This is a genomic window from Bacillus sp. FSL M7-0791, from assembly GCF_038627085.1.
In the GTDB taxonomy this organism is placed as follows: Bacteria; Bacillota; Bacilli; order Bacillales; family Bacillaceae; genus Bacillus; species Bacillus safensis.
Genome location: NZ_CP152022.1, coordinates 279,498 through 304,065 on the forward strand (window position 1 = coordinate 279,498; position 24,568 = coordinate 304,065).

24 protein-coding genes are annotated in these 24,568 nt (G+C 42.5%); 20 read left to right on the plus strand and 4 right to left on the minus strand.

Annotated features, from left to right (window positions below):
* Positions 1-12: 12 nt before the first annotated feature.
* The 3 genes from MHI08_RS01535 to MHI08_RS01545 all read left to right on the plus strand — a co-directional run bounded on the left by MHI08_RS01535 (position 13) and on the right by MHI08_RS01545 (position 2,396).
* Complete coding sequence (locus MHI08_RS01535) at positions 13-753, plus strand: ATP-binding cassette domain-containing protein (RefSeq protein ID WP_025092774.1); 741 nt, start codon at positions 13-15, stop codon at positions 751-753.
* Positions 753-1,928, plus strand: a complete 1,176-nt coding sequence (locus tag MHI08_RS01540; protein WP_224427076.1) for an ABC transporter permease — start codon at positions 753-755, stop codon at positions 1,926-1,928. The genes MHI08_RS01535 and MHI08_RS01540 overlap by 1 nt, the downstream gene beginning before the upstream one ends.
* A 129-nt stretch (positions 1,929-2,057) precedes the next feature.
* On the plus strand, positions 2,058-2,396 hold the full coding sequence (locus MHI08_RS01545) for a hypothetical protein (RefSeq protein ID WP_103132614.1): 339 nt from the start codon (positions 2,058-2,060) through the stop codon (positions 2,394-2,396).
* A 187-nt stretch (positions 2,397-2,583) separates the two neighbouring features.
* Here the strand turns inward: MHI08_RS01545 and MHI08_RS01550 are convergent, their stop codons facing one another.
* Positions 2,584-3,645 (minus strand): DUF4352 domain-containing protein, encoded by a 1,062-nt coding sequence (locus tag MHI08_RS01550; protein WP_024424362.1) that lies wholly within the window; start codon positions 3,643-3,645, stop codon positions 2,584-2,586.
* Positions 3,646-4,172: 527 nt separating this feature from the next.
* On the opposite strand from MHI08_RS01550, the gene MHI08_RS01555 reads away from it, so the two are divergent.
* Both MHI08_RS01555 and MHI08_RS01560 read left to right on the plus strand, forming a co-directional pair.
* Positions 4,173-4,601: a cell wall hydrolase gene (locus MHI08_RS01555; RefSeq protein WP_024424361.1), complete on the plus strand. Its 429-nt coding sequence runs from the start codon at positions 4,173-4,175 to the stop codon at positions 4,599-4,601.
* 119 nt (positions 4,602-4,720) lie between these two features.
* Complete coding sequence (locus tag MHI08_RS01560) at positions 4,721-5,500, plus strand: glucose 1-dehydrogenase (protein ID WP_024427225.1); 780 nt, start codon at positions 4,721-4,723, stop codon at positions 5,498-5,500.
* Between the two features lie 20 nt (positions 5,501-5,520).
* On the opposite strand, the gene MHI08_RS01565 is transcribed toward MHI08_RS01560, so the two are convergent.
* A complete protein-coding gene (locus MHI08_RS01565) occupies positions 5,521-6,561 on the minus strand; it encodes an acyltransferase family protein (protein WP_133744714.1) in 1,041 nt (346 codons plus the stop codon).
* A 210-nt stretch (positions 6,562-6,771) separates the two neighbouring features.
* Entirely contained in the window at positions 6,772-7,764 is a 993-nt protein-coding gene (locus MHI08_RS01570; protein ID WP_125587133.1) for an LLM class flavin-dependent oxidoreductase, read from the minus strand.
* Positions 7,765-8,170: 406 nt separating this feature from the next.
* Here MHI08_RS01570 and MHI08_RS01575 point away from each other — a divergent pair, with 406 nt between their 5' ends.
* The 15 genes from MHI08_RS01575 to MHI08_RS01645 all read left to right on the plus strand — a co-directional run bounded on the left by MHI08_RS01575 (position 8,171) and on the right by MHI08_RS01645 (position 23,328).
* Complete coding sequence (locus MHI08_RS01575) at positions 8,171-8,773, plus strand: TerD family protein (protein WP_024427228.1); 603 nt, start codon at positions 8,171-8,173, stop codon at positions 8,771-8,773.
* 20 nt (positions 8,774-8,793) lie between these two features.
* Complete coding sequence (locus MHI08_RS01580; protein WP_034623949.1) at positions 8,794-9,375, plus strand: TerD family protein; 582 nt, start codon at positions 8,794-8,796, stop codon at positions 9,373-9,375.
* A 41-nt stretch (positions 9,376-9,416) separates the two neighbouring features.
* Positions 9,417-9,995: a TerD family protein gene (locus MHI08_RS01585; protein WP_007498343.1), complete on the plus strand. Its 579-nt coding sequence runs from the start codon at positions 9,417-9,419 to the stop codon at positions 9,993-9,995.
* Positions 9,996-10,135: 140 nt separating this feature from the next.
* On the plus strand, positions 10,136-10,915 hold the full coding sequence (locus MHI08_RS01590; protein ID WP_024424355.1) for a TerC family protein: 780 nt from the start codon (positions 10,136-10,138) through the stop codon (positions 10,913-10,915).
* A gap of 99 nt (positions 10,916-11,014) precedes the next feature.
* Positions 11,015-12,202: an HpcH/HpaI aldolase/citrate lyase family protein gene (locus tag MHI08_RS01595; RefSeq protein WP_342492224.1), complete on the plus strand. Its 1,188-nt coding sequence runs from the start codon at positions 11,015-11,017 to the stop codon at positions 12,200-12,202.
* Positions 12,192-13,523 (plus strand): phosphoribosyltransferase family protein, encoded by a 1,332-nt coding sequence (locus MHI08_RS01600; protein WP_342500182.1) that lies wholly within the window; start codon positions 12,192-12,194, stop codon positions 13,521-13,523. Before MHI08_RS01595 ends, MHI08_RS01600 begins: the two co-directional genes overlap by 11 nt.
* Positions 13,516-14,625 carry a cysteine protease StiP family protein gene (locus tag MHI08_RS01605; protein ID WP_024424352.1) on the plus strand — a complete coding sequence of 370 codons (1,110 nt, stop codon included), beginning with the start codon at positions 13,516-13,518 and terminating at the stop codon, positions 14,623-14,625. The genes MHI08_RS01600 and MHI08_RS01605 overlap by 8 nt, the downstream gene beginning before the upstream one ends.
* The gene (locus MHI08_RS01610) at positions 14,622-15,437 is read left to right on the plus strand and encodes an HAD family hydrolase (RefSeq protein WP_342499920.1); all 816 of its coding nucleotides are present in this window, start codon (positions 14,622-14,624) and stop codon (positions 15,435-15,437) included. Before MHI08_RS01605 ends, MHI08_RS01610 begins: the two co-directional genes overlap by 4 nt.
* Before the next feature lie 70 nt (positions 15,438-15,507).
* On the plus strand, positions 15,508-17,124 hold the full coding sequence (locus MHI08_RS01615) for a YceG family protein (protein WP_103132607.1): 1,617 nt from the start codon (positions 15,508-15,510) through the stop codon (positions 17,122-17,124).
* A 14-nt stretch (positions 17,125-17,138) separates the two neighbouring features.
* Positions 17,139-18,233 carry a toxic anion resistance protein gene (locus MHI08_RS01620; RefSeq protein WP_024427234.1) on the plus strand — a complete coding sequence of 365 codons (1,095 nt, stop codon included), beginning with the start codon at positions 17,139-17,141 and terminating at the stop codon, positions 18,231-18,233.
* 399 nt (positions 18,234-18,632) lie between these two features.
* Positions 18,633-19,898: a glycine/proline betaine ABC transporter ATP-binding protein OpuAA gene (opuAA, locus tag MHI08_RS01625; protein WP_024424349.1), complete on the plus strand. Its 1,266-nt coding sequence runs from the start codon at positions 18,633-18,635 to the stop codon at positions 19,896-19,898.
* A gap of 10 nt (positions 19,899-19,908) precedes the next feature.
* Positions 19,909-20,754 (plus strand): glycine/proline betaine ABC transporter permease subunit OpuAB, encoded by an 846-nt coding sequence (gene opuAB / locus MHI08_RS01630; RefSeq protein WP_342500183.1) that lies wholly within the window; start codon positions 19,909-19,911, stop codon positions 20,752-20,754.
* Complete coding sequence (locus MHI08_RS01635; protein ID WP_024427235.1) at positions 20,754-21,635, plus strand: glycine betaine ABC transporter substrate-binding protein; 882 nt, start codon at positions 20,754-20,756, stop codon at positions 21,633-21,635. Before opuAB ends, MHI08_RS01635 begins: the two co-directional genes overlap by 1 nt.
* A 107-nt stretch (positions 21,636-21,742) precedes the next feature.
* Positions 21,743-22,495 (plus strand): alpha/beta hydrolase, encoded by a 753-nt coding sequence (locus tag MHI08_RS01640; protein ID WP_024424346.1) that lies wholly within the window; start codon positions 21,743-21,745, stop codon positions 22,493-22,495.
* A 110-nt stretch (positions 22,496-22,605) separates the two neighbouring features.
* Entirely contained in the window at positions 22,606-23,328 is a 723-nt protein-coding gene (locus tag MHI08_RS01645; protein ID WP_125587128.1) for an SDR family oxidoreductase, read from the plus strand.
* Positions 23,329-23,375: 47 nt separating this feature from the next.
* Here the strand turns inward: MHI08_RS01645 and MHI08_RS01650 are convergent, their stop codons facing one another.
* Complete coding sequence (locus MHI08_RS01650; RefSeq protein WP_125587127.1) at positions 23,376-24,503, minus strand: M20 peptidase aminoacylase family protein; 1,128 nt, start codon at positions 24,501-24,503, stop codon at positions 23,376-23,378.
* Between the last annotated feature and the right edge of the window lie 65 nt (positions 24,504-24,568).

Below are 24,568 nucleotides of genomic sequence, written 5' to 3' on the forward strand. Positions count from 1 at the left end.
GGGGCGAACCAAATGATTACACTCAGCGATTGCAGCTGCTGGTTTAAAGATAAGAAAAAAGTCGTGAAAGCGATGAAACACATGACGTTCTCCGTGAAGGAAGGGGAAGTCGTTGGCATCCTAGGAGAAAATGGTGCAGGAAAAACAACATTATTGCGCGCCGTAGCCACATTATTAGAGCCTACACACGGAACAGTCACTGTCGCAGGCTTTGATACAGTGAAAGAAGCAACAGAAGTGAAAAAGCGAATTGGTGTCTTGTTTGGTGGAGAGACGGGGCTTTACGATCGTTTGACGGCAAGAGAAAACCTTGAATACTTTGGCAAATTATATGGCTTAGATCAGCATGAAATCAAAGCAAGAATAGAGGATTTGGCAAAGCGTTTTGGGATGAGACAATACATGGATCGCAAGGTGAAAGGATTCTCAAGAGGAATGAAACAAAAGGTGGCGATTGCCAGAACGTTAATTCATGATCCTGACATTATTTTATTTGATGAGCCGACAACAGGCTTAGATATCACGTCGAGTAATATTTTCAGAGATTTTATCCATCAGCTCAAGCAGCAAAATAAAACGATCCTCTTTTCAAGCCACATCATGGAAGAAGTCAGCCAGCTTTGTGACAGTGTCATGATGATTCATCAAGGAGAGCTTGTTTACAAAGGGACACTTCCAGAATTATATGCACAGGAACAAAGTGAAGACTTGAACTATATCTTTATGTCGAAGCTCGCTAGGGGGATTTCATAATGTGGAAAACCGTCTTTTTGAAAGAAATGACAGATGCGCTAAGGGATCGAAAAACGTTGCTCTTAACCGTACTGATTCCTCTTTTGACCATGCTTGGACTGGTGTTCTTTTATGAAAGCATGATTGCAGATCCAGGGGATAAAGCCTATACAGTCGCCATCAATGAACAGCTTCCAGCCGAAATGAACCAAATGATCAAAGAGGTCAAAAACCTAAACCTTGAAACATTTGATGATCCGCAGCAAGCTGTCAAGGATGGGGAGGCAAATGCTTACCTGGAAATGCCGAAAGAGGCTGGCGATATGCTCAAGCATCAAAAGCCATTCGCCATTAAAATTCATGGATATACGACAGATGATGATTCGGTGATCACCGTTCAAATGCTGCAATCGTTGCTGGAGCAGTATCAAAACCAGGTGGTCGAGAAGCGTTTAGCAGCGGATCAAATCGATACGTCCGTTATTCATCCGTTCGAAGTGCAGTCCGTTGATGTAGAAGAAGGTGATGAAGGGGAAAACGGAGTGACTGCTATGCTGTTGTCGATTCTCCTTCCAATGATTTTGGTGACCTCCGTGATCTCAGGTGCTTTGCCGGCAGCGCTTGATATTGTAGCGGGTGAAAAAGACCGAAAATCAATTGAAGCCTTATTCCTGACGCCGGCCAGCAGACTCCAGATTCTCATCGGAAAATGGCTCGCTGTCTCTATGTTCGGTATTTTAAGTGGGATTGTGGCGATCGGGATGCTGCTTCTATCCACTTTGCTCTTTACAGAAAAGCTGAAGCAAGCTCTGAACTTTGGTGATCAAATGTGGAGCATTATCGGCGTTATGTTTGCGGCGTTAATCATCTTCTCCTTCATGGTATCCATGATTGAATTGCTGCTCAGTGTGATGTCGGGCTCAGTCAAAGAAGCGCAATCGTACATGTCCATGATCATTACACTAGGTGTGCTCCCAATGTTCTTTACCATGAGAGCAGGTGCTACGCAGCTAGATACGTATTACTTTGCCATCCCATTCCTCAATATTCATGCGCTGTGTAAGCAATTGATGTTTGGTATCATCGATCCAATGTCCATCGCCCTGACACTCGGCTCCTCAGCTCTCGCAGTTGTCATCTTGTTTATTATCGTGAGAAGCTTGTTTATGAAAGAGAAATGGATGCTTGCGAAATAAAGAAAACTTGCAGATATATTCTGCAAGTTTTTTTATATTCAGAGATTCATATAAAAGAGGCTCGCGATAGCATGATGAAAGAGGAAATGATATAATTATCCTAATTTTACCAAAGAAAGGAGTTCGGATATGTCTTATCAAACAGATGACGATGATGTGTTAGGACTATGTAATATATATGCTCAGCAAACACATCATTTTGAAGCCTTTATTTTGGGAAACAGGGTAGGTTTATTAGAATTAAAAAATGCAATAGACAAGGCTTTAGAAACCGGTAGTTCTACTGCAACGTTATTCCCTTCTGATTATGAGGGATATGATGTCTATATTGCTTTAGTAGACGATGAGCAAAGGTTTGAAAAATTAACAACTCCTTATGTAGAGGAATACGCACAAGAGGAAGATGCGGTTGATCCAATCGAGATCATGAAAGAATATGAAGCTGAAAAGGGGAATTCTTCTTCATGAAATATTCTCGTTATGAAAAAAAGCTGGACCTCACTATATTAATAGTAGCAGCCATTACTATATTTATGGTGGATATTCAGTGGGTGTGGTTGTCGATTTTCTTGCTTTCTTCTCTGTATTTCGGAATCAAATATAGGAAACAACCGAAATAAATTAACAAAAAACCCCCGGAATCGGGGGTTTTTCTTTAGTTCTTGATGAATTTCTCAACTAATGAGCTTGTTTTGTAGTCGTTCAAATCAAGTTTCCATTGGTCGATATCATTTTTCTTCATGTTGACTTCTACTGTTTCTTCAGAAGATGATGGTCCTAATTTTTTAAACTCATCTGGGTAAATTGATAGTAAGTATTTTTGCGCTTCATCATAAGATGCTGAACGGTTTTTGCTGTAGAACTCAGTTGCTTTCTCTTTCAAACGATCGACAAGCGGACTTGCATCGATTGGTGTCAGAGTCACAGTCACGACAGCTTTATCACCACTGATGGATTTTGTTTTTGTTGAAACTTTTGATTTTTCAGCTAATGTTTCTTTCACAGCTTTCAGTAGCTTATCAAGGTTTTCGTCCTTCGCTGAGCTAGAAGAAATACCTGATGAAGTGATGTAACCTTGTTTGAATGATTTATCAAATTCGTTCACAACAGTTGATTTGTTATCACCTGTTAGTTTTTCGAAATCATCGTTTTTCTTACCAAAAATCATCACATCAATATAAGAAGAAAGAGCTTTTGCAGATGCTTGTAGTGTATCTGCTTTTTTCATTAAGTCTTTTCCTTTAATATCGAATTCTAATGTTTTGTCATCTTTTTTCGATCCGCTTCCTGGCTCTGTGTAAACAAGCTGGTAGTCCTTGTCTTTGTCAACAACAAAGAAAAGACCGCCTTTTGTCACTTTGTCTGCATTTAAAGAGCTTGATGATAATACTTCGTTGTAGTCATCTGGAGAGATTGTAGATACCTGTGCGTCATCTTGGTAAAGCGTGAAGTTGCTTTTATCAACATTGAGAGGCTCTTTGCTGATATTTTTTACAGATACATTCACTTTTAGTACATACTGATCATCCTGTACAGATGTATCGTATTGAGGTGGTAATGTGTACTCAGCACTTTCTACCTTTACCTCTGCTGCATCAAGAGATTTTTTGGTATCGTTTTCTTTCGCAGCTGTTTTGTCTTTTCCACCACTACAAGCAGCAGCGACAACAGTTACACACAAGATCAGAAGAAACAGGGATAATTTCTTTTTAAACATGGCGTGTTTTCCTCCTCGGGTTTATGGTGAATTTCATTGAAAAGCTGTAGTTCATATCATTCTTTTTGCACAAAAAGAAAAATACTGTATGTTTTTTACTGTAGAATGAAGCGAAAGTACTGTCAATACCTCAGTGCGTTTCCGAGGTTGATTGGCTTCAAGTAGTAAAAATGACACTAAGTTGAGAGGAGAAACTTGTAATTTATTATTTGATATCTCCTGTAGAAACTCAACATTTTATATTTTAAGGTTTTGAGTCGGATTATTGAATAGGTTCAAATGACTGTTTTTGAAGATGATGTCGCAATTAGAAGGATTTTTATGACTTGTAAATGAGTATATAGTAATGAATATTTCTTCCTGTTATGTATATGGTCACTTGGTTTGAGTGTTGTTGGCAGCGAGACACATGTCCAGCAAATTTAGACAGGCTGCCGACACTGAACGTGCTTTTTCATGTCAAAATGGCAGTCATCTACACAGAAACGCTACATAAAATAAAAGAGAAACGAACTGGAGGTGGAGGTATGGCAGTGGTAAGAGCGACAAGCTCTGATATTGATTTAATGGCCAGACTGCTGAGAGCGGAGGCAGAAGGTGAAGGGAGGCGAGGGATGCTGCTCGTAGGAAACGTGGGCATCAATCGTTTGCGTGCCAACTGCTCTGACTTTAAAGGGCTGCGTACGATTCCACAAATGATTTATCAGGAGCATGCATTCGAAGCGGTCACGCATGGTTACTTCTATCAGCGAGCACGAGAAACGGAAAAAACACTTGCGCGGAGAAATATTAACGGAGAACGTTTTTGGCCGGCAAAATTCAGCCTTTGGTATTTTAAACCGCCTGGCGATTGTCCGGCGACTTGGTACAATCAGCCGTTTGTGGCAAGGTATAAGTCGCATTGCTTTTATCAGCCAACCGCCGAAACGTGTGAAAATGTTTATAACACCTTTTAGCTTGATGAAACGCACAACCCTCTTAGAGTACAAATGCAGAGGGTTGTGTTTTTGTTTTTTCCAAAATGGGTAACCATTGTGTATCAGCAAGATGAAGCACGTGAATGGAGGAAATGAAGATGTATCAAGATTTAAAAGGGAAAACAGCCATTGTCACAGGCTCTTCAAAAGGAATTGGACAAGCGATCGCATTGCGGTTTGGACAAGAGGAAATGAATGTGGTTGTGAACTATAAAGGCGATGAAGATGGAGCTGAAGAGACCGTACAAGCCATTCAGAAGCACGGAGGTGGGGCGGTGAAAGTACACGCAGATGTCTCCAAAGAGGAAGGCATCCAAGCCATCATGGATACAGCACTGGAGCATTTCGGTACAGTAGATGTATTCGTCAATAATTCAGGCTTCAACGGGGAAGAAGCGCTGCCGCATGAGATGACGCTGGAGCAATGGCAAAACGTCATCGATGTCAACATAACAGGTGCATTTTTAGGCGCAAAGGCTGCGCTCGCCTATATGATGGAGCATGACATCAAAGGATCTATTTTAAATATTTCCAGTGTCCATCAGGAAATTCCGCGCCCGTTCAATGTTCATTATTCCACTTCAAAGGGCGGAATGAATATGATGACGAAGACGCTGGCTCTTGATTATGCCGAAGCAGGTATTCGAATCAACGCGATTGCGCCGGGTACCATGGCAACCGAATCGAATGATGATTTACAGGATGAATTGAAAAAACAAAAGCAGCTTGAGAAAATTCCGATGAGAACCTTTGGTGAACCGAAGGAGATTGGGGCCGCTGCTGCATTCCTCGTTTCTAAGGAAGCGGCGTATATCACAGGCACCACCTTATTTGTAGATGGTGGAATGACACTTTATCCTTCTCAAATCAATGATTAATCCAAAAAACATCCGCCTGTTCAGCCGGCGGATGTTTTTTGTTCGTAGCGTTGAGCGGCGTTGGCTGGTTTGCCGAGCAGCATCGGGTATTTGCTCAGGAAGGAGATACATGGCACCATGAGCAGCAATGTGCCGATCGTATAAAAAAGTGTCCAAGAGAGCTGTGCTGTATCAGCAATATTGATACCGAGTCCATAAAAAACAAATGCTTTCATGATATCGATGCCGGCAAACTGCAAGACAAGAATGACAATAGAATTACGTCCTAGATACGTCAAAATAGGGGATGTTTTCAATTTAAAGCTTAAATAAATCACGGCAGCTGAACCGAGCAGAGCACATGCGTAGAAAATAAAGAGATCACCGTAGTCGTTGACGCGCATATCGATCCGTGAATTAAAGCTTTGCATGTAAGCCGTTAGCACAAGCAGACCTGTACATAAAAGAAGGGTTGGATCTGTTTTTAATTCCACAAACCATTGCTTTGCTAAAAATCCAATCGAATAAAACACAACAGCTGTCAAGGCGACATTGGCGTTCCAAGGAAGACTTTGATCTAAAAGCAAGGTAGAGGCATATCCAGCACCTCCGCAAAGAACAGTCAGCAAGATCACGGCAGCGGGTTTTCCTTTAGAAAGACGATGCATAAAGAAAAATAAAATTTCCACTAAAAAGAGCGTCGTTAAAAACCAAATCGCTGGGTTATGTGTGAGTCTTGCTTCATCTGCATTGGATATGAAAATACCTGTAAACGGAACGAAAGGATCAATATCCGTTTGTCCCTTGAATGCGAAAAAACGGGTAACGGAGAACCAAAATACATACGTAATGATGGAGAAATAGAGATAGGGCAAGAGTAAGCTTTTGGCTTTTTTCTGAATAAATGACAGAGCAGGGGATGAGGATGATCGAAACATCATGCCTGATAGTAAAAAGAAAAGCGGCATATGAAAAGAGTAAATGAATTGCTTGAGCGAATCTGGAATGGGCACATGCGCCATGACCACGAGCAGAATGCCAATTCCTTTAGCTGCATCAACCCAATCGAGTCTCTTTTTCATGTCTGTCATCTCCTTCTTTCTCAGCGTTGTAAACCGTTCATTGAATATGTACCTCTACTATATAAAAGGTACACCTCTTATGCGTTTACAGTTCGCTAACGATTAGAAGACACATTTGCGATCAGATGACAGAAGGAAGGATTTTGACATCTTGATGTTACATTTCCCATTTTTTATGACAATGTAAAAAAGAAGCCTGGAAAGCTGGCTTCAAAATAATTCTGCTATTCGCTTGAAGGAACGTTGTTTTTCGATCGTATCAAAGGAATTGTTCAGAATCATGATGTCATCCGTTTGATAGCGGTCCATCAAGGTCTGTAATTGCTCTTTCACCGTTTTCTTCGAGCCGACAATCATCCGCTGGCGGTTTTGCAGCACTTTTTTCTTTTCCTGTGTGGTGTAGTGATAGGCGCTTGCTTCTTCTATAGAAGGAACGCGGCTGTCCAGTCCCTTTTCAACACGAAGCAGCCATAAATCTGTACTGCTGGCGATCCTGTCTGCTTCTTCATCTGTTTCACCGCAGATGACAAAGACGGCAAACATAGATTGTGGCTGCCTAGAAAAGACAGATGGAGAAAAGTGTGATCGATACGTCTCAAATGCTTGTGTGCCGCGTGCAGGATGGATAAAGTGGCCGAAAATATAGTTGATTCCAAGCTCCGCCGCCTGCATGGCACTATTTTCTCCCAGCCCAAGCAGCCAAACCGGCGGATGAGTATCAACAAGCGGAGCAGCTTTCACGCCTGTATGCGGATGACCAGAAGGCAGTCTGTCTGATAAGTAAAAAAGAAGATCCTTCAGCTGGCGGTCAAACTGAGACAGATCTTTAGGCACGCCGTCTGTCAAAGCGAGCCTCGTCCTTTCGATCCCGCCTGGAGATTTGCCGACACCAATCTCAATCCGTCCAGGATAAAGGGCTTCAAGCTGCCGCGTGACCTCTGCTACTTTAAAAGGACTGTACTGAGGAAGTAAAATACCGCCAGATCCGGTACGCAAGGTCGTTGTATGAGCCGCAATATGAGCCATTAATATTTCAGGCGCTGTACTAGCGAGCCCTCTTGTGCTGTGGTGTTCAGCGAACCAATAGCGCTCATACCCAAGCGTTTCAGCCAGCTGAGCCAGCTGCGTTGTATGAATCAATGTCTCCTGAGCAGACTGACCTTTAGGAATGGCGACTTGATCTAATATATGAAGTGATGGCATCATCAACATCCTTTCATCAACATGCTGAATATAAGTATAAAGAAATCCTTAGGTGGAAGGAAACGAAAGGGTTTATCCTTTGCTTTTATCTTTTCTATATCAACATATGAAACCACATCAATACACTCGTTATCAGCTAGAGCTGTTCATCGGGAACTTTCGACAATGTTTCACATGAAACACTTCATTAACGACATGAACCATTTCCAATGTGCATCTTTCGTTAAAAAAATATAAAGTGTTTGAAACCTATCTTGAACATAGATCGTATATACTAGTAAATAGAAAAAAGAGTAAGAGGCTCCAATGTCATTTCATGAATTTTGTCGAATTTTCATGTATGATGATTTTAATAGGGTCCATCGCTTAATAAATAGATTTTTATTATGCTGGAGGAGTGATTGATTTGGCGATTACATTAGAAAAAGGTCAACGTATTGATTTAACAAAAGGGAAAACAGGGCTAACAAATATTCTTGTTGGACTTGGCTGGGACCCTGTCTCACAAGGCGGCGGATTTTTAGGAAAGCTGTTTGGCGGCGGAGGCGGCGCTGATGTTGATTGTGATGCTTCAGTGCTCATGCTGAAAAATGATAAGTTTACGGAAAATAAAGATTTGATTTATTTTGGCAACCTAAAGAGCAAATGCGGCAGTGTTGAGCATACAGGTGACAACCTGACTGGTGAAGGAGACGGAGATGATGAACAAGTCCTCGTCAACTTGAGCAAGGTGCCAGGTAACGTGAATAAATTGGTGTTTGTCGTGAACATTTATGATGCTCTTAGAAGAAACCAACACTTTGGTATGATTCAAAATGCTTACATTCGCATCGTTGATCGTTCAAACAATCAAGAATTAGTGAAATATAATTTAAAAGATGATTATGCAGGAAAAACATCATTAATCGTCGGAGAGCTTTATCGTCACGAGAATGAGTGGAAGTTTGCGGCGCTTGGAAATGGAACAAATGATGCGAAGCTTGCAGATATTACGAGAAACTATATTTAAACAGAAGGGAGAGGTTCCTAGTGGGAATTTCTTTAGCGAAAGGTCAAAAAATTGATTTAACAAAAACGAATCCGGGTTTAACAAAAGTAGTCGTCGGTCTTGGCTGGGACGTCAATAAGTATGACGGCGGACATGACTTTGATCTGGACGCAAGTGTATTCCTTTTAGATGCGACAGGTAAAGCAAGCTCTCCATCTGACTTTGTCTTTTACAACCAAACAACTGGCGGAGGCGGCAGTGTCGTACATACAGGCGATAACCGCACTGGTGAAGGGGACGGGGATGACGAGCAGGTCAATGTTGACCTTGCAGCTGTACCAGCAAGTGTTGAAAAGATTTCATTTGTCATTACAATTCATGATGCAGAAGCGCGCAGTCAAAATTTCGGACAAGTGTCTAACGCATATGTACGTATTTTAAATGCAGCATCGAATGAAGAACTCATTCGCTACGATTTGGCAGAGGATTTCTCAATTGAGACAGCCATTATTGTAGGTGAATTATACCGTCATGGCGGGGAATGGAAATTCTCAGCTGTCGGATCAGGCTATCAAGGCGGTCTTGCCCGCATTGCAACGGACTTTGGCTTAGATATCGGATAACGCAATAGTTTTCTATTTTCAAAGACAGGAGAGATACGAATATGGCGATTCAGCTTTCAAAAGGACAACGTGTCGATTTAACCAAAACCAACCCAGGGCTGACGAAAGTGATGATCGGTCTTGGCTGGGATACGAATAAATATTCTGGCGGAGCCGAATTTGATTTGGACGCTTCGGCTTTCTTGGTGGATGCAAACAATCGTTGTCAGCAAGATACAGATTTTGTGTTCTATAATAACCTTCAGCATCCGAGCGGCAGTGTCACTCATACAGGTGATAACCGTACGGGTGAAGGAGATGGAGATGACGAGCAAATTCTCGTTGATTTCTCGAAAATTCCTGCTAACATTGATCGTATCGGAATTACAGTTACGATCCATGATGCAGAGGCGCGCAGCCAAAATTTTGGACAAGTCTCTAATGCATTTGTTCGTGTTGTAAATGAAGAGGGCGGGGAAGAATTGATTCGCTTCGATTTAGGCGAAGACTTCTCAATTGAAACAGCTGTTGTGGTATGTGAATTGTACCGACACGGAAGTGATTGGAAGTTTAACGCGATCGGAAGCGGATTCTCTGGCGGACTTGCAGCTCTTTGTCAAAATTATGGGTTAGAAGTGTAAATAAGAGAAACAAATCAGTTCAAGAGATGCTGTCAAAAGCTCATATGAGGGCCTTTTCCTAAGTGAGAAAGAAACAGCGATCAAGAATAGCAGCAGGCGAAAGCCTGCTGATGCTTCTACACTTATAGGAGGAAAACCAGTTGGACATTTTGAAACATATGTTGGATACATATGCCTCGTTTTTTGATTGGCATATGTGGGCAGAGGTATTAACAGACCCTGTCTCTTGGGGGCTTATTGGGACTCTTGTCGTGCTTGAAGGATTGTTATCAGCAGATAACGCACTTGTATTAGCTGTGATGGTGAAACATCTACCAGAAAAGCAGCGTAAAAAAGCATTAACCTACGGATTAATTGGCGCTTATTTCTTCCGTTTTCTATTCATTGGCGTAGGGATGCTGCTTATTAAGTTCTGGTGGATTAAGGTCCTCGGAGCTGCTTACTTAGCATGGCTTGTTATTAAGCACTTCTGGTTAGGTGACGGCGATGATGAAGCGAAGGAACTGAAAAAAGAAGGCTGGTTGATTCGAGTCTTTGGTGTGTTCTGGGCAACTGTTATTTCTGTTGAAATTATGGACCTTGCCTTCTCGGTTGATAGTATTCTTGCAGCATTCGCTGTATCTGAGGAAGTATGGATTCTACTATTAGGCGGAATGCTTGGAATTCTCATGATGCGTACAGTCGCGCAGTTATTCCTTGTTCTCATTGATCGTATCCCAGAGCTTGAGAATACTGCGTTTATTCTCATCGGGATCATTGCGATCAAAATGGGCTTGAGTGCTGCTCACATTGAAATCCCGCATCTTGTATTCTTTGCGATTATTATCCTAGCATTTATCGGAACGTTTATCGTTCATAAGATCAATAAGAAGAAACATCAAGAAGTGACAAACGAAGCTGCGGCTTCAAAAGAAGAATAGGACGATCAAAAAGGAATGGAGTTGATTAGCGGCTCCATCCTTTTTTGAATCATCAAGTCATTTGTTCGATTTTCTCTCAACAACAGGAGGTGGCACAGCATGCGGTATTTTCAGTTTTTATCAGAGGCGAGGCAGCACGATATTTTTTTCAAACGGCCGGGGTCGATGCATTTGATGACGCCAAGGCACGTACTTGCGCATGCATTAGGTGCTACTTTGTATATGCCTGCGACAAGACAGGATATAGCAGACATGCTGCTGTCGCAGAAATATGAAGCGCTTTGCTCTGTTGTATTTTGTTTAGAGGATGCCATCGGTGATCAAGAAGTGGAAATGGCTGAACAGAATCTAGTGGTACAACTCGCCAAACTGTCGGACAAATTAACGCATACACCTGAAATGGCTGAACAAATGCCGCTTTTATTTATTCGGGTTCGTTCGCCGAAGCAGCTGCTGAAAATGGCAGATTTGCTTGGTCCATCTCTTCGTTTATTGACGGGTTTTGTATTTCCAAAGTGTTCTATTCATAATGCGAAGGATTATTTGGACAGCTTGAAACAGGCGTCCGCACAAACGAAGACAACGCTGTACGGTATGCCCATTTTGGAAACACCCGATTTATTAGAAAAAGAAACAAGATATACGGTGCTGTCTAAGTTAAAGCAGATCATGCTGAATGATGAAGAATATATTTTGAATATTCGTATTGGGGCAACGGATCTTTGCGGCTTATATGGCATTCGCCGTGATCGCAACACCACCATCTATGAAATCAGATTGATTGCTGATTTGATCACAGATATTATCAATTATTTTGGCCGTTCCTTTGTTGTATCAGGTGCTGTATGGGAGCATTTTGGCCCTGCACGAAAGGAACAAAAACCATTCATCCGTGCGCTTTCTAAGGGCGGTGAGCTGTCCTTATCTGAATTCGATGACGTACAAGGTTTACTCAAAGAGACAAGACTCGATGTAGCCAACGGCATACATGGAAAGACAGTGATCCATCCTACACATCTCAAGCCAGTGCAAAGCATGTACGTTGTGACAAAGGAAGAGTACTTGGATGCATTAAGCATTCTGGAACATGCCGACGGCACAGTTGGCGTGATGAAGAGTGCTTTCTCTAATAAGATGAATGAAACAAAGCCGCATTACAGGTGGGCAGAGCACATTTTAATTAAGTCAGATATTTACGGGGTGTTTCATGAAAATAGAAGCTATATCGACATACTCACAGAATCAGAAGCGGCATACGCTGAACATCTTGGAACATATGGAGGTTGAGCTTGACCTTAAAGAAGGTGCGCTCCAGCTTGAAAAAGAGCATCTTTTTGAGATGGCGGCAAGGGTGAACAAAAAAAGAGCCTTTTTATTCGTTAGTAAGGTGCTTGGAAAGCATATTCCTGTTCATCCAGTAAAACCGCTCCTTGTCTCGGGTCTTTTAGCGATGGCATATGCCAAAGAGCAAACGGGAAAGACGCCCCCGCACCAAGATCTTCTTGTAGAGGCACTCAAGACGGATGATCACACGGTGTTAACGGCAGCCTATGAAACACTCAAAGAAGAAAAGCTTTCAGCAGGCAATGAGCCTGTCGTCATCGGCTTTGCGGAAACGGCAACAGCCCTTGGACATGGTGTGTATGATGTGATAGAAGGCGCATCATACATTCATACGACACGTGAACAGCTGCTGGATCTTGACCCGTCATTGGTATTTGAAGAAGAACATTCGCATGCAACAGATCAGCTTTGTTATGCAGACGAAACATTCCTTCGCACAGAACGCCCCATCGTGTTAGTAGATGATGAAGTCACGACAGGCCGTACCAATATCAACATCATTCGTGACCTTCATGCAAAGTACCCAAGGCATTCTTATACCATTCTTTCCATTTTGGACTGGCGGACGGAGGAGCATGAGAAAGCCATGTGCCAGCTTGAAGAGGAGCTTGGAATTCACATCACATCATTGTCTTTATTAAAAGGGCAGATGATTTTTCGAGGCAAAACGCTCGATGAGCCAGCTTATTCGTATGAGATTGCGGAGCAAGAGAAGCAGCCAAGTCTCTCTTTTCACTCTCTTCAACCTTTCTTTAAGCAGGCGCCATATTCACTTTCTCATGCAGCAAATTCGGCTGGTCATTCGCCATATATACATGAAACGGGCCGTTTTGGTTTAAACGCAGCAGATACGGAAGCGCTCGACCAAGCAGCTGCTGAAGCGGGATTGAGGCTGCGGCAGGAACGTAAAGGAAAACAAACACTCTGCTTAGGGACAGGTGAGCTGATGTATGTGCCGATGAGACTGTCTGCACACATGGGGGAAGGCGTTCTCTTTCATTCAACAACGAGAAGCCCTATTCACCCAGTCGAAAAGGATGGATACGCTGTCCAAAATGGGTTTACCTTTATGAATCCAGAGGATGCCCGAATTCAGCACTACGTGTACAACATTCCAAAAGGTGAATATGATGATGTATTTCTCTTTTTTGAGAAAAAGGTCTCTCAGGAGGCATTGCTTCCGCTTGTTCACTTATTTGCTGAGCGGCATGTGAAGCATGTGCATATTGTGACTTTATCAGACGAGGTGAAGGTGAATGGCTAATGTGTATACAAAGATGGGGAGCTATCCAGAGCAGGATGTAACCTTCTTACTCAAAGATTTATCCTCTATTGAGATGGAGAAAAGTACAGAAGAGCGGGAGCGTTCGATTCAGAGCGGTGCGCATTATTCAGAAATGCTGCCAATTGAGTACAAACCAACGGCATCTTATATGACTTTATTCTATCAATCTCTTGAAGAAAGTAAGGAAAAGGTAGCAGAAGCAGTAGCTGTTGTAGCAGAACAGATTGTGAAGAAGCGAGGCTTCCAAACCGTGCTTTGCAGTCTGGCGCGTGCGGGGACACCGATCGGGGTGCTGATCAAACGATATATTCGAAAGACGTATGGTGTCGATCTGCCTCATTACAGCATCTCTATTATTCGCGACCGCGGAATAGACGAGAATGCACTGCATTATATGCTGAAAGAACATCCAGGTTTTGAAATTGCTTTTATCGATGGTTGGACTGGAAAAGGGGCGATTTCGAAAGAGCTCCAAAAAGCTGTTCTTGATTTTGAAAAAAAGTATGGTGTACGTCTCTCGAGTGAGCTGGCTGTGCTGGCAGACCCCGGCTATTGTACACATGTATACGGAACGAGGGAGGACTTTCTCATTCCAAGTGCCTGCTTGAATTCGACAGTATCAGGGCTTGTCAGTCGTACGGTATTAAACAACCGCTGGATCAATGCCGATGATTTCCATGGGGCAAAGTATTATAAAGAGCTGCTTGATGAGGATGTGTCCAATCTATATGTGGATACAATTGAAGAAGCATTTTCAAGCCTCGGACCAAATGTACAAGAGAAAGCAGAAACCATACTCTCGCAAGGGACGCCGGCAGATTGGCGGGGAATGGCATCCATTGAAGCAATCGGTCAGGAGTTTCAAATTGAAAATACCCATTTGATTAAGCCGGGAGTTGGTGAGACGACCCGTGTGCTGCTTAGAAGAATCCCTTGGAAAATCTTGATTCAGCCTGGATCTCAGGAGAAGCTGAAGCATATCTTGCTTTTGGCAGAGGACAGAGGTGTTCCTGTCATTGAATATGCCAATATGTCTTACACGTGCTGCGGGTTAATTCGTCCGCTGGAGCAAACGTCATGAAGACATTTGCATTTGCCAGTGATTTAGACAGGACGCTGATTTACTCACATCGAGTGCTTGACCAGTATGCGTATGAAGGAGAGTATGATTTAGTTGAGGTGCTGGACGAACGGCCGCTTTCCTATATGTCTGTTAAAACGAAAAAATCTTTGCAGACGATTCATCAATCAGGCTGGTTCATTCCAGTGACGACAAGAACAACCGCACAGTATGAACGAATCACCTTCTTTGAGCAAGAGCTTAAACCGGAGTATGCCGTGACAACAAATGGAGGCTGTATTCTTCATCATGGCAAGCCGCTTGAGGATTGGCAGGCCATTGTTGATGAGAGACTTAGGGAGTGTATGCCAGTCAGAGAGATGCTGAGGGCGATCTCGAAACTTCCAGTTGCGGCATGGGTGAAGCGTACCCGTACAGCAGAGGGAAGATTTCTTTATTTGATTATGAAAGATGAGTATCTATCTCACATTCCGCTTGCTGAATTGAAGCTGTGGGGCGAGGAGAGAGGCTGGCAGGTTTCTCTTCAGGGACGGAAGCTTTATTTTATTCCACAGCCGCTTAATAAGTGGGATGCTGTTGCTTTTCTAAAGGACAGGCTGCAGCTTGAATACGTCTATGGTGCGGGTGATTCTCTGTTAGATGCAGGGCTCATTCGTCAATCAGATATGGGCTTTGCCCCAAGGCATGGAGAAGTTCTCGACTTTGACCCATCACTTGAGCCGACAGCAGCATCTGGCATGGCCGCAGCGGATGAAATCACCGCTTGTGTCATCGATCAGATGATGAACGCAAAAAAGCCTTCGATTCGATAGCAGAAGTAGAAGGCTGAATGATATGATAGTAGTAGCTTTCGAGAAAATATAGGAGAAAGGAAGGAGCGGCGTGAGTTATAAAGAAATCAATGTCACCCATACACGGGCGGAGCAGGAAGCCTGGAAAAACGTGCTGAAAAAGCCGCTCCCTGAAAGAGACGGTTATGTAAAGGACGAGCATACGTTGTCTTTGCCGCGTCTCGCCGCCCGGGTCCTTGGAACTCCGCATGATGCAACCGATTATTTTATTTATTTACATGAATTATACGAAACAGACGGCATGCATATTTTAAGTGAAACACTCAATCGTCATATTGAGCCGGAGCATTTTCAAGCGCTGCAGCGCATTCATTTGATTAACCAAGAAGAAAAGGGATTGTCCGTGAATCGCTTTGTTGCTTTTTTAGATGGTGAACAGCTGATTGTACGCCATCCAAACCCTGTGATGAACCGGCATATCCGTCTTTCATTGATCAAGGTATTTGAGCATTTCAAGCAGCTGCACGAGGGTGGATTTCAGCATCCTGATTTCCGCCGGGTCCTGCTGGATGTCGTGAAGTTTTCAAATAACCATCTAGGTCCATGGCTGAAGGAAGTCAATATCGAAGAAAAAATGCCGGCTGTCATTTGGTATGGAGAGGCGAATAAAAGTCAGCTTTATTTTCTTTACTATGTCATGCTGATTGGCTGTGATGTTGTGCTATTTCATCCAGAAGGCAAGGATTCGTTCCGCGAATTAGATCCAGAAGAAAAGCTGACTTTTATTGATCAGTACCCGGGGACTTCAAAGCTTGAGCCGTTCCCTACTGAAAAGCCTGAGAGGAAATCAACGGTGGCGTACCGCTCGACAAGAGAGCTTGAAGAGGTGCTTCACACGGAAGATTCAATGCTGTATAAGCCGTGGCAATTCAGAGATCATACTCCTCATTCTATTACGCTGAAGACCACGTATGATGAGCTGTTTTTAATTGCAAAGGAACGATCCTTTATCCGCCCGAATTTTAAAGCAGACCGGGACACGATACAGATTCCGAATCTTTTTGCGAAAATGATGGGTGTCACACGAGACAAGCGTGAATACTGGGATCGCATTCACACGTTAATGGAGGGGAAAGAGACGAAGACCATTCGCCATTTTCCTTTTACGAAAGAAGTGACTTCGAATTATCAATTTCATTATCAGCATGCACTTTCTTCTGCTGGAGAGATTGATCCTGACTTATTAATGAAAAGCAATGTGTGGCAGTTTTCTCATCTATATGAGGGCACGCAGCGTGCGATAGCAGAGGCGATATCTCGAATCTGTCAGCATCCGAAGCTATTAAAAGAAGGCAATGAGACCGAATTAGATGTCCGTATTTATTTATTCAAGCAGGTTCTGCATTTAAGCCAGGATCTCATTGAACTGATTCAAACCTTTGATTACGCACAAACCGTACCGAAAGTGATTTTATACCATACGGAATATAATGGGGAGCTGACTCGTTCTGATGCGGCCGCCCTGATTTTCCTAAATGAAATGGGTGTGGATCTCTTCGTATATCATCCAGCGGGATATCAGTGTATCGAACGGTATATCGATGACCAATTATTTGATACCCATTGGCTTGATGAGATGGTCATGAACCAGGAGTTTAAAGAGCCGTCCATCGTTAGAAAGTTATTTCAATCCATTAAAAACCGATAAGGAGATCAAAGCTTATGACAAATACAAACGGAAATGACATCATTTCAATTGATAAAGAGGAAATCACGATTGAGAAGGCAGACGATATTCGCGTTCAGCTTCGAAATGAACCAGAAGTGCAAAATATTGCGAGACAGATCGATGCGAAAAATCAGCTGGAACTGCTTGAATACGGGAAACAGCCGGCCGTTGAAATCTCTAAGTTCTCTGATCGTATCCTTTCAATGATGCGTTCAACAAGTGTCACTGACTCAGGAACAATGCTGACGCAGCTTGGTAAGATTATGGATCGCTTTGATAAAAATGATTTTGACGAACCGAAGGGTGGTTTGTTGTCAAAAATCTTTAAGCGCGGCGGCAGCATGATCGAAAAGATTTTTAGTAAATATCAAACGCTTGGTGCAGAAATTGAAAAAATTAATGTGGAAATTAGTAAATATAAAGATGAAATGACCAAATCGACTGTGACGCTTGAAGAAATGTATGAGCATAACATTCAATACTATTTGGAGCTGGAAAAGTATGTCGTAGCCGGTCAAATGAAAATCGAAGAATTAAAGCAATTGGTTCCTTCATATGAAGAAAAAGCAGCTAGTGGAAACCAGCTGGCACAAATGGAGCTTGATACGCTTCGTAATGGCATTCAAGCGCTTGAAGAGCGTGTGTATGACCTTGATATGGCACGAATGGTGGCGCTTCAAACAGCACCGCAAATCCGTTTGCTTCAGCGTGGGAATACGAAATTAATCGGTAAAATCAACTCTGCCTTCATCATCACGATTCCAATTTTCAAAAATGGGATCATTCAAGCTGTTACAGCGAAGAGACAAAAGCTTGTGGCTGATTCTATGAGTGAGCTGGATAGAAGAACAAATGAAATGCTGAAACGAAATGCTGAAAACATTTCAAGTCAAAGTGTGGAGATTGCCAAATTATCTGGCCGTCCAAGCATCGACATTGAAACGATCGAATCTTCCTTTAATACAATTGTACAAGGGATGAAAGAGACGAAACAGATCGAAGAAGAGAACAAGCGATTACGCGAAGATGGAACAAAACGTATGCTTGAGCTTCAAGATAATATTAAGCGGGCTGCCCTAGAGTCCTAAAAAAACAAGCTGTCTGTAACTAAAGATGCAGGCAGTTTTTTTATGAATTTAAATAAAATTTGAGGAAAAAGGTTTTTATGTGACCATTTTCGGGTAAATCCTGTTCAGGGGAATGGTTCGCCCATGATTCAAAAAACCGCTATGACGAGGATTCGACTTATTTTTTAGCACAATTAGGAATTTCCAGTAAAATATTGTCTGATGAGAGGAAATACCCCGTAAAATATGTAGTTTATGAAGCATTCTATAGGATTTACGAGTAATACGGCGTATAAACTCTAATGACCAGACCTCTATATGGAATTCATACATATTGTGGGGAAATAAGCGAATTCTAAAGATTGTTCGCATCATAACGCTTATGTTACGGTTATAAAGATGCTAATTTGGAGGGAAAATATGAATTCTGAAGAGAGAAATATCAAAATCAAGATAAATAATGTATCTAAAATTTTCGGTAAAAATGCTAAAAAAGCATCTCAAATGCTTGAAAAAGGGAAAACAAAAAGAGAGATCCTAAAAGAGACCGGCGCAACAGTTGGTGTCAATCGAGCAAATTTTGATGTTTATGACGGCGAGATATTTGTCATCATGGGGCTATCAGGGAGCGGAAAGTCCACACTTGTGCGGATGCTAAACAGGTTAATCGAACCAACCTCCGGTGAAATATATATTGATGGGGATATGATAACAAATATGTCAAAGGATCAATTGCGTGAAGTCAGACGGAAAAAGATCAGCATGGTTTTCCAAAACTTCGCATTGTTCCCGCACCGTACAATTCTTGAGAACACTGAGTATGGTCTTGAATTGCAAGGTGTCGATAAAGAAGAGCGCAGACCAAAAGCGCTTGAATCTTTAAAGCTTGTTGGACTTGAAGGCTTTGAAGAGCAATATCCAAATCAATTAAGTGGTGGTATGCAGCAGCGTGTTGGATTGGCACGTGCGTTAGCAAATGACCCTGACATTTTATTAATGGATGAAGCATTCAGCGCACTAGATCCATTAATTCGTAAAGATATGCAGGATGAATTGCTTGAGCTTCATACATCTGTAGGAAAAACGATCATTTTCATTACCCATGATTTAGATGAGGCGCTTCGTATTGGTGACCGCATTGTACTCATGAAGGACGGAAATATCGTTCAAATCGGAACACCAGAAGAAATTCTGATGAACCCATCGAATGAATATGTTGAACGCTTCGTTGAAGATGTTGACCTTTCTAAAGTATTAACCGCTGGTCATATTATGAAACGTGCAGAAACAGTTCAGATCGATAAAGGGGCACGTGTTGCGCTTACGCTCATGAAAAACCTTGGGATTTCGTCTATCTATGCAGTAGATAAGAAAAAGCATTTATTAGGTGTCATTTCTGCCCAAGCAGCGAAAAAGGCAGCAGAAACGGGAGCGTCACTTGAAACGGTTCTCGATAAAGAATTTACGACAGTGTTGGAATCTACGTATTTGACAGAGATCTTTGATGCGGTGTCTGATGCGAACATTCCGATTGCCGTTGTTGATGAGAAAAACAGAATGAAGGGCATTGTGGTCAGAGGTGCATTGATTGGTGCATTATCAGGAAATGATGAGTATATCAACATGTCTTCTAACAAGCTAGAGGAAATTAAAGCACAAGAGCCTTCTGCACAGGAGGTAGAATAAGATGTTTAGTATGAGTGATTTACCTAGAATTCCGTTTGCGGAATATATCGATCAATTTGTTGACTGGTTAACATTAACGTTTGGTGGTTTCTTTGATGGCATCACAAATGGATTAGCAGGAACAGTAAATGGGATTGTGGCAGCACTTGGCGTCATTCCATCCATTATTTTAACCCTTATCTTTGCCGGCATTGCTTGGTGGATCAGTACAAGAGGAGTTGCTCTTTTCACACTTATTGGATTTTTACTGATCGACTATTTAGGCTACTGGCATCCAATGCTTCAAACACTTGCACTCGTTTTGACCGCTGTGGTCATTTCCATTGTGATCGGGGTTCCGATCGGTATTTGGGCATCACAGAAGGAAACTGTGCGTAAAATTGTGACACCTATTTTAGATTTAATGCAGACAATGCCTGCATTCGTTTATCTATTACCAGCGATCTTCTTCTTTAATATTGGGGTTGTTCCTGGGGTTGTGGCATCGGTTATTTTCTCCATGCCGCCAACGATTCGTATGACCATTCTTGGTATTAAACAAGTACCGGCTGATTTAATTGAAGCAACTGAAGCATTTGGTTCAACGACATTCCAGCGTTTATTCAAAGTTCAGTTTCCACTTGCAACAAAAACCATCTTAGCTGGTATTAACCAAAGTATCATGCTGGCTCTATCAATGGTCGTCATTGCGGCGATGGTAGGTGCACCAGGACTTGGTTCAGAAGTATATAGTGCGGTAACGCAGCTGAAAACAGGTATTGGTTTTGAAGCAGGTATTGCCATTGTGATTGTGGCGATTACACTTGACCGTATTACCCAAAACATTAAAACGAAAAAATCCAGGGGGAATGCTTAATGTGGAAAAAGTCTCTCTACATTGGGATGACCGCCCTGCTTGTCTTTTTACTAGCCGCTTGCGGTGCGCAGACAGATTCAAATGCGAGTGCTGCTCAGCAGGTGAATAAAACCATTATCGGAATCGATCCTGGTTCAGGGATTATGGCACTGACAGATCAAGCGAAAAAGGATTACGGCTTAGAGGATTGGACGGTTGTGTCTGCATCAAGTGCAGCCATGACGGCAACGCTCAAAAAATCTTACGACCGTAAAAAGCCAATCATCATCACTGGCTGGAATCCACACTGGATGTTTTCCCGCTATGATTTAAAATATTTAGATGATCCAAAAAAATCTTACGGTGAAGCGGAAGAAATTCATACGATTTCACGTAAAGGATTTGCGAAGGATCAGCCGGAAGCAGCCAAAATGCTTAGTCAATTTAAATGGTCTCAAGATGACATGGGCGAAGTCATGATTGATATCCAAGATGGTGTGAAACCAAAGGATGCCGCCTTAAAATATGTGAAAAAACATAAAGACCAAGTAGCGAAATGGACAAAAGGCGTGAAAAAGTCGAATGGTGGAAAAGTCAATCTTGCCTACGTTGCCTGGGATAGTGAGATTGCAAGTACCAATGTTGCAGCAGAAGTATTGCGTGAACTTGGGTTTAAAGTAACTTTGACTCAGGTTGAAGCAGGTCCAATGTGGACAGCAATTGCAACCGGAAGTGCGGATGCATCATTATCCGCTTGGCTGCCAAATACGCATAAAACGTATGCAGCGAAGTTTAAAGGAAAATATGATGACCTTGGTACAAGTATGAAAGGTCTTCGAATGGGGCTAGTTGTTCCAACATATATGAAGAACGTAAACTCCATTGAGGATTTGAAAAAATAGTCAATGATATAGTGGTTCCCTTATAATAGAAGGGAGCATGTTGAAAAAGCAGTCTGCTCAAAAAGCGGCTGCTTTTTTCTTATATAGAAGGATGGAGTTGTCGGACGATGGATAAATCAATCATGATTTTTCTGCATGGTGGAGGAGTAAGCAGCTGGATGTGGCAGGAGCAGGTTGAAATATTGAAGGACACGTATGAATGCTTTGCTCCTGATCTCATTGGACACGGGACAAGAGCAAAAGAACAGATATTTTCAATGAATGAAAGCACCCGTGAAGTCATCTCATGGATCAAGGAAAATGCGAATGGCCGTCAAGTGATTCTGATTGGATTTTCTTTAGGTGCGCAGATTGCCGTTGATGTGTTATCAAGAGAGCCGGATATCGTAGACATAGCCGTCATCAATAGCGCCCTTGTGATGCCTTTGCCATGGCTCCATTTCATGGTGAGACCCCTCTTGCCACTGACGTATCCATTATTAAAGAAAGATTGGTTTATCCAGCTCCAAGCCGAAAAGATGGGGCTCTCGCAACATGTACTGCATCATTATGCGGCGGAATCGAAACATCTGCAAAAGAAAACCCTTCTTACGATGTTTCAAGAAAACCTCCATTACAAGCTCCCTGACACGTTTCAACAAGCGAAGGCACGCATTCTTGTCACAGTGGGAGAAAAAGAAAAAGGCATTATGAAACGGTCAGCAAAAAAAATAACGAATTCACATCCGAAGGCAACAGGCTTCATCGTTCCCGGTATTGGACATACATTTACTTTTGAGAAGAAAGAACTTTTTACAGAAATGATCAAATGCTTTATAGAGGCACGTGCATTACCAGTCGAATTAAAGGAAATCCAGTAGCCGCGCCAATCAATAAGTGAAGACGAGCATAAAAAGGGCGCCAGTCTCTTAAAATCTGTATGATATAGGTGTAGAGCGCTTACAGTTTGTGTTTCCTAGAAGGAGGAGCTATGAGTAAAAACTATATCATATTCGGTGCAAGTCAAGGATTAGGAGATGCTTTTGTAAAGGGTCTCCCTTCAAGTGGAGATACAGTTTGGATTGTATCGCGAAGTGAACCAAGCAGTTTGAGCATAGATGACGGTGTACATAGAATTTGGCTGAAAATCGACTTATCAAGCCAAACGCATATCTCTTATATGCTCGAAGCACTGGAGAACAAGACGATTGATGTACTCATCTATAACGTCGGCTTATGGGAAAAACGAGGCTTTGAAGACGATTATTCCTTTGATCACGATCAGCCAGAGGATATTGCACATTTAATCAATGTGAATGTCACCTCAACCATTACATACATCCAGGCACTGCTTCCGCACGTAAGGAAATCAGAGAATGGGAAAATCATCGTGATTGGCTCAACGGCCGGACTCGACCATACAAACCTGCCTCAGGTCTCGTTTGTTGCATCTAAATTTGGCCTGCGCGGAATTGTAAATGCACTGAGAGAGCATGTGAGGAAAGATAAAATATCCGTCACCTGTATCAATCCAGGAGAGCTGGCGGCGGAGGTTCCATATGAGGATGGAGCCGAAAAGGCCATCACTCTATATGATGAAACGAGAATCCCTGTCCAGGATATTGTGGAGCTTGCGAGATGTGTGATTCATTTATCAAGGGTATCTTGCGTAAAAGAAATCAACGTTCCCGCCATGGCAGATCTGAATGCATAATATAAAGCAGACCACCCGCTTAATGAGAAGGCGGGTGGCTTTTTCATTTATGATGAATGCTGCTGGAGTGTTTGATAGACAGCTTCGGTCAAAATCTCAATGCCGGTAAAGATTGCCGAGCGGTTGAAGGTCATATACGGATGATGAAGACCAGGCTTTAAATCACAGCCTAAACCGAGCATTGTGGATTTGATATGCGGAAGCTTTGCTGCATAAAAGTGAAAGTCCTCTCCACCTGTTGTGACAATCGGGGGATCAAGCTGTTCTTTACCTAAAACCTGTTCAATTGCATGAGACATGATCTGGACAGCTTCCTCATTTAAGGTGGCGGCAGGCAGACGATGGTCTGTTGAAAGTGTAATGGAAGCGCCAAAGGCATCCGCTACAGAATGAACGGCTCTTTCAATTTCTTTTTCTAGTTCATCCATCACTTCGTTTGTTTGCGCCCGTACATCTAATGTAAAAGAAGCTTTACCTGGGATGATGTTTGAGCTGCCCCCGCCAGCATGTAAATTGGTCATTTTGACAGAATGCGCAACTCTTGGATCGACATGGATATGCGCGAGTCTCTGCACAAGGGTAGAAGCCACTTCTATTACGTTGATGCCAAGGTGTGGACGTGCACCGTGCGCTTCCTCGCCAATAATGGTGCCGACATAATGATTACTTGATCCGTGCAAAATAGCAGGAGCGCAGCGTCCGTTTAATGTTTCTTGAATTGGACGCACATGTACGCCATATAAGTAATCGACATCTGCCAGCACACCTTTTTCAATCATTTTCAGCGCACCGCCGCCTCTTTCCTCAGCAGGCTGAAAGATGAAACGGATCGTGCCGTTTGGTCGTTCTTTTTCCTTTAATGCCATGAAGGTGCCAAGAGCCATTGTCATGTGTGCATCGTGGCCACATGAATGATTGGCTTTAAACTCACCATCTACTTCCTGCCAAAGTGCATCAATATCAGCTCTCACAGCGACCACTGGTGCGCCTTCTCCAATTTCACCGATCACCCCTGTACAGTCGTCAAATGTTTGAGTTTTGCAGCCCAATTTTTTCAATATATCTTCAATATAAGCGGTCGTTTCTGTTTCTTCCCAGCTGATTTCTGGGTGGGCATGCAAGTGTTCAAAGATGTCTGTCACGGTTTGTTTCATTTCGTTTGTCAAAGTTGTCATGAGAATCCTCCTTGCTGACAGATAATCTGCCAAAACATTATTTTAATGAAATAATATTGCTCTTA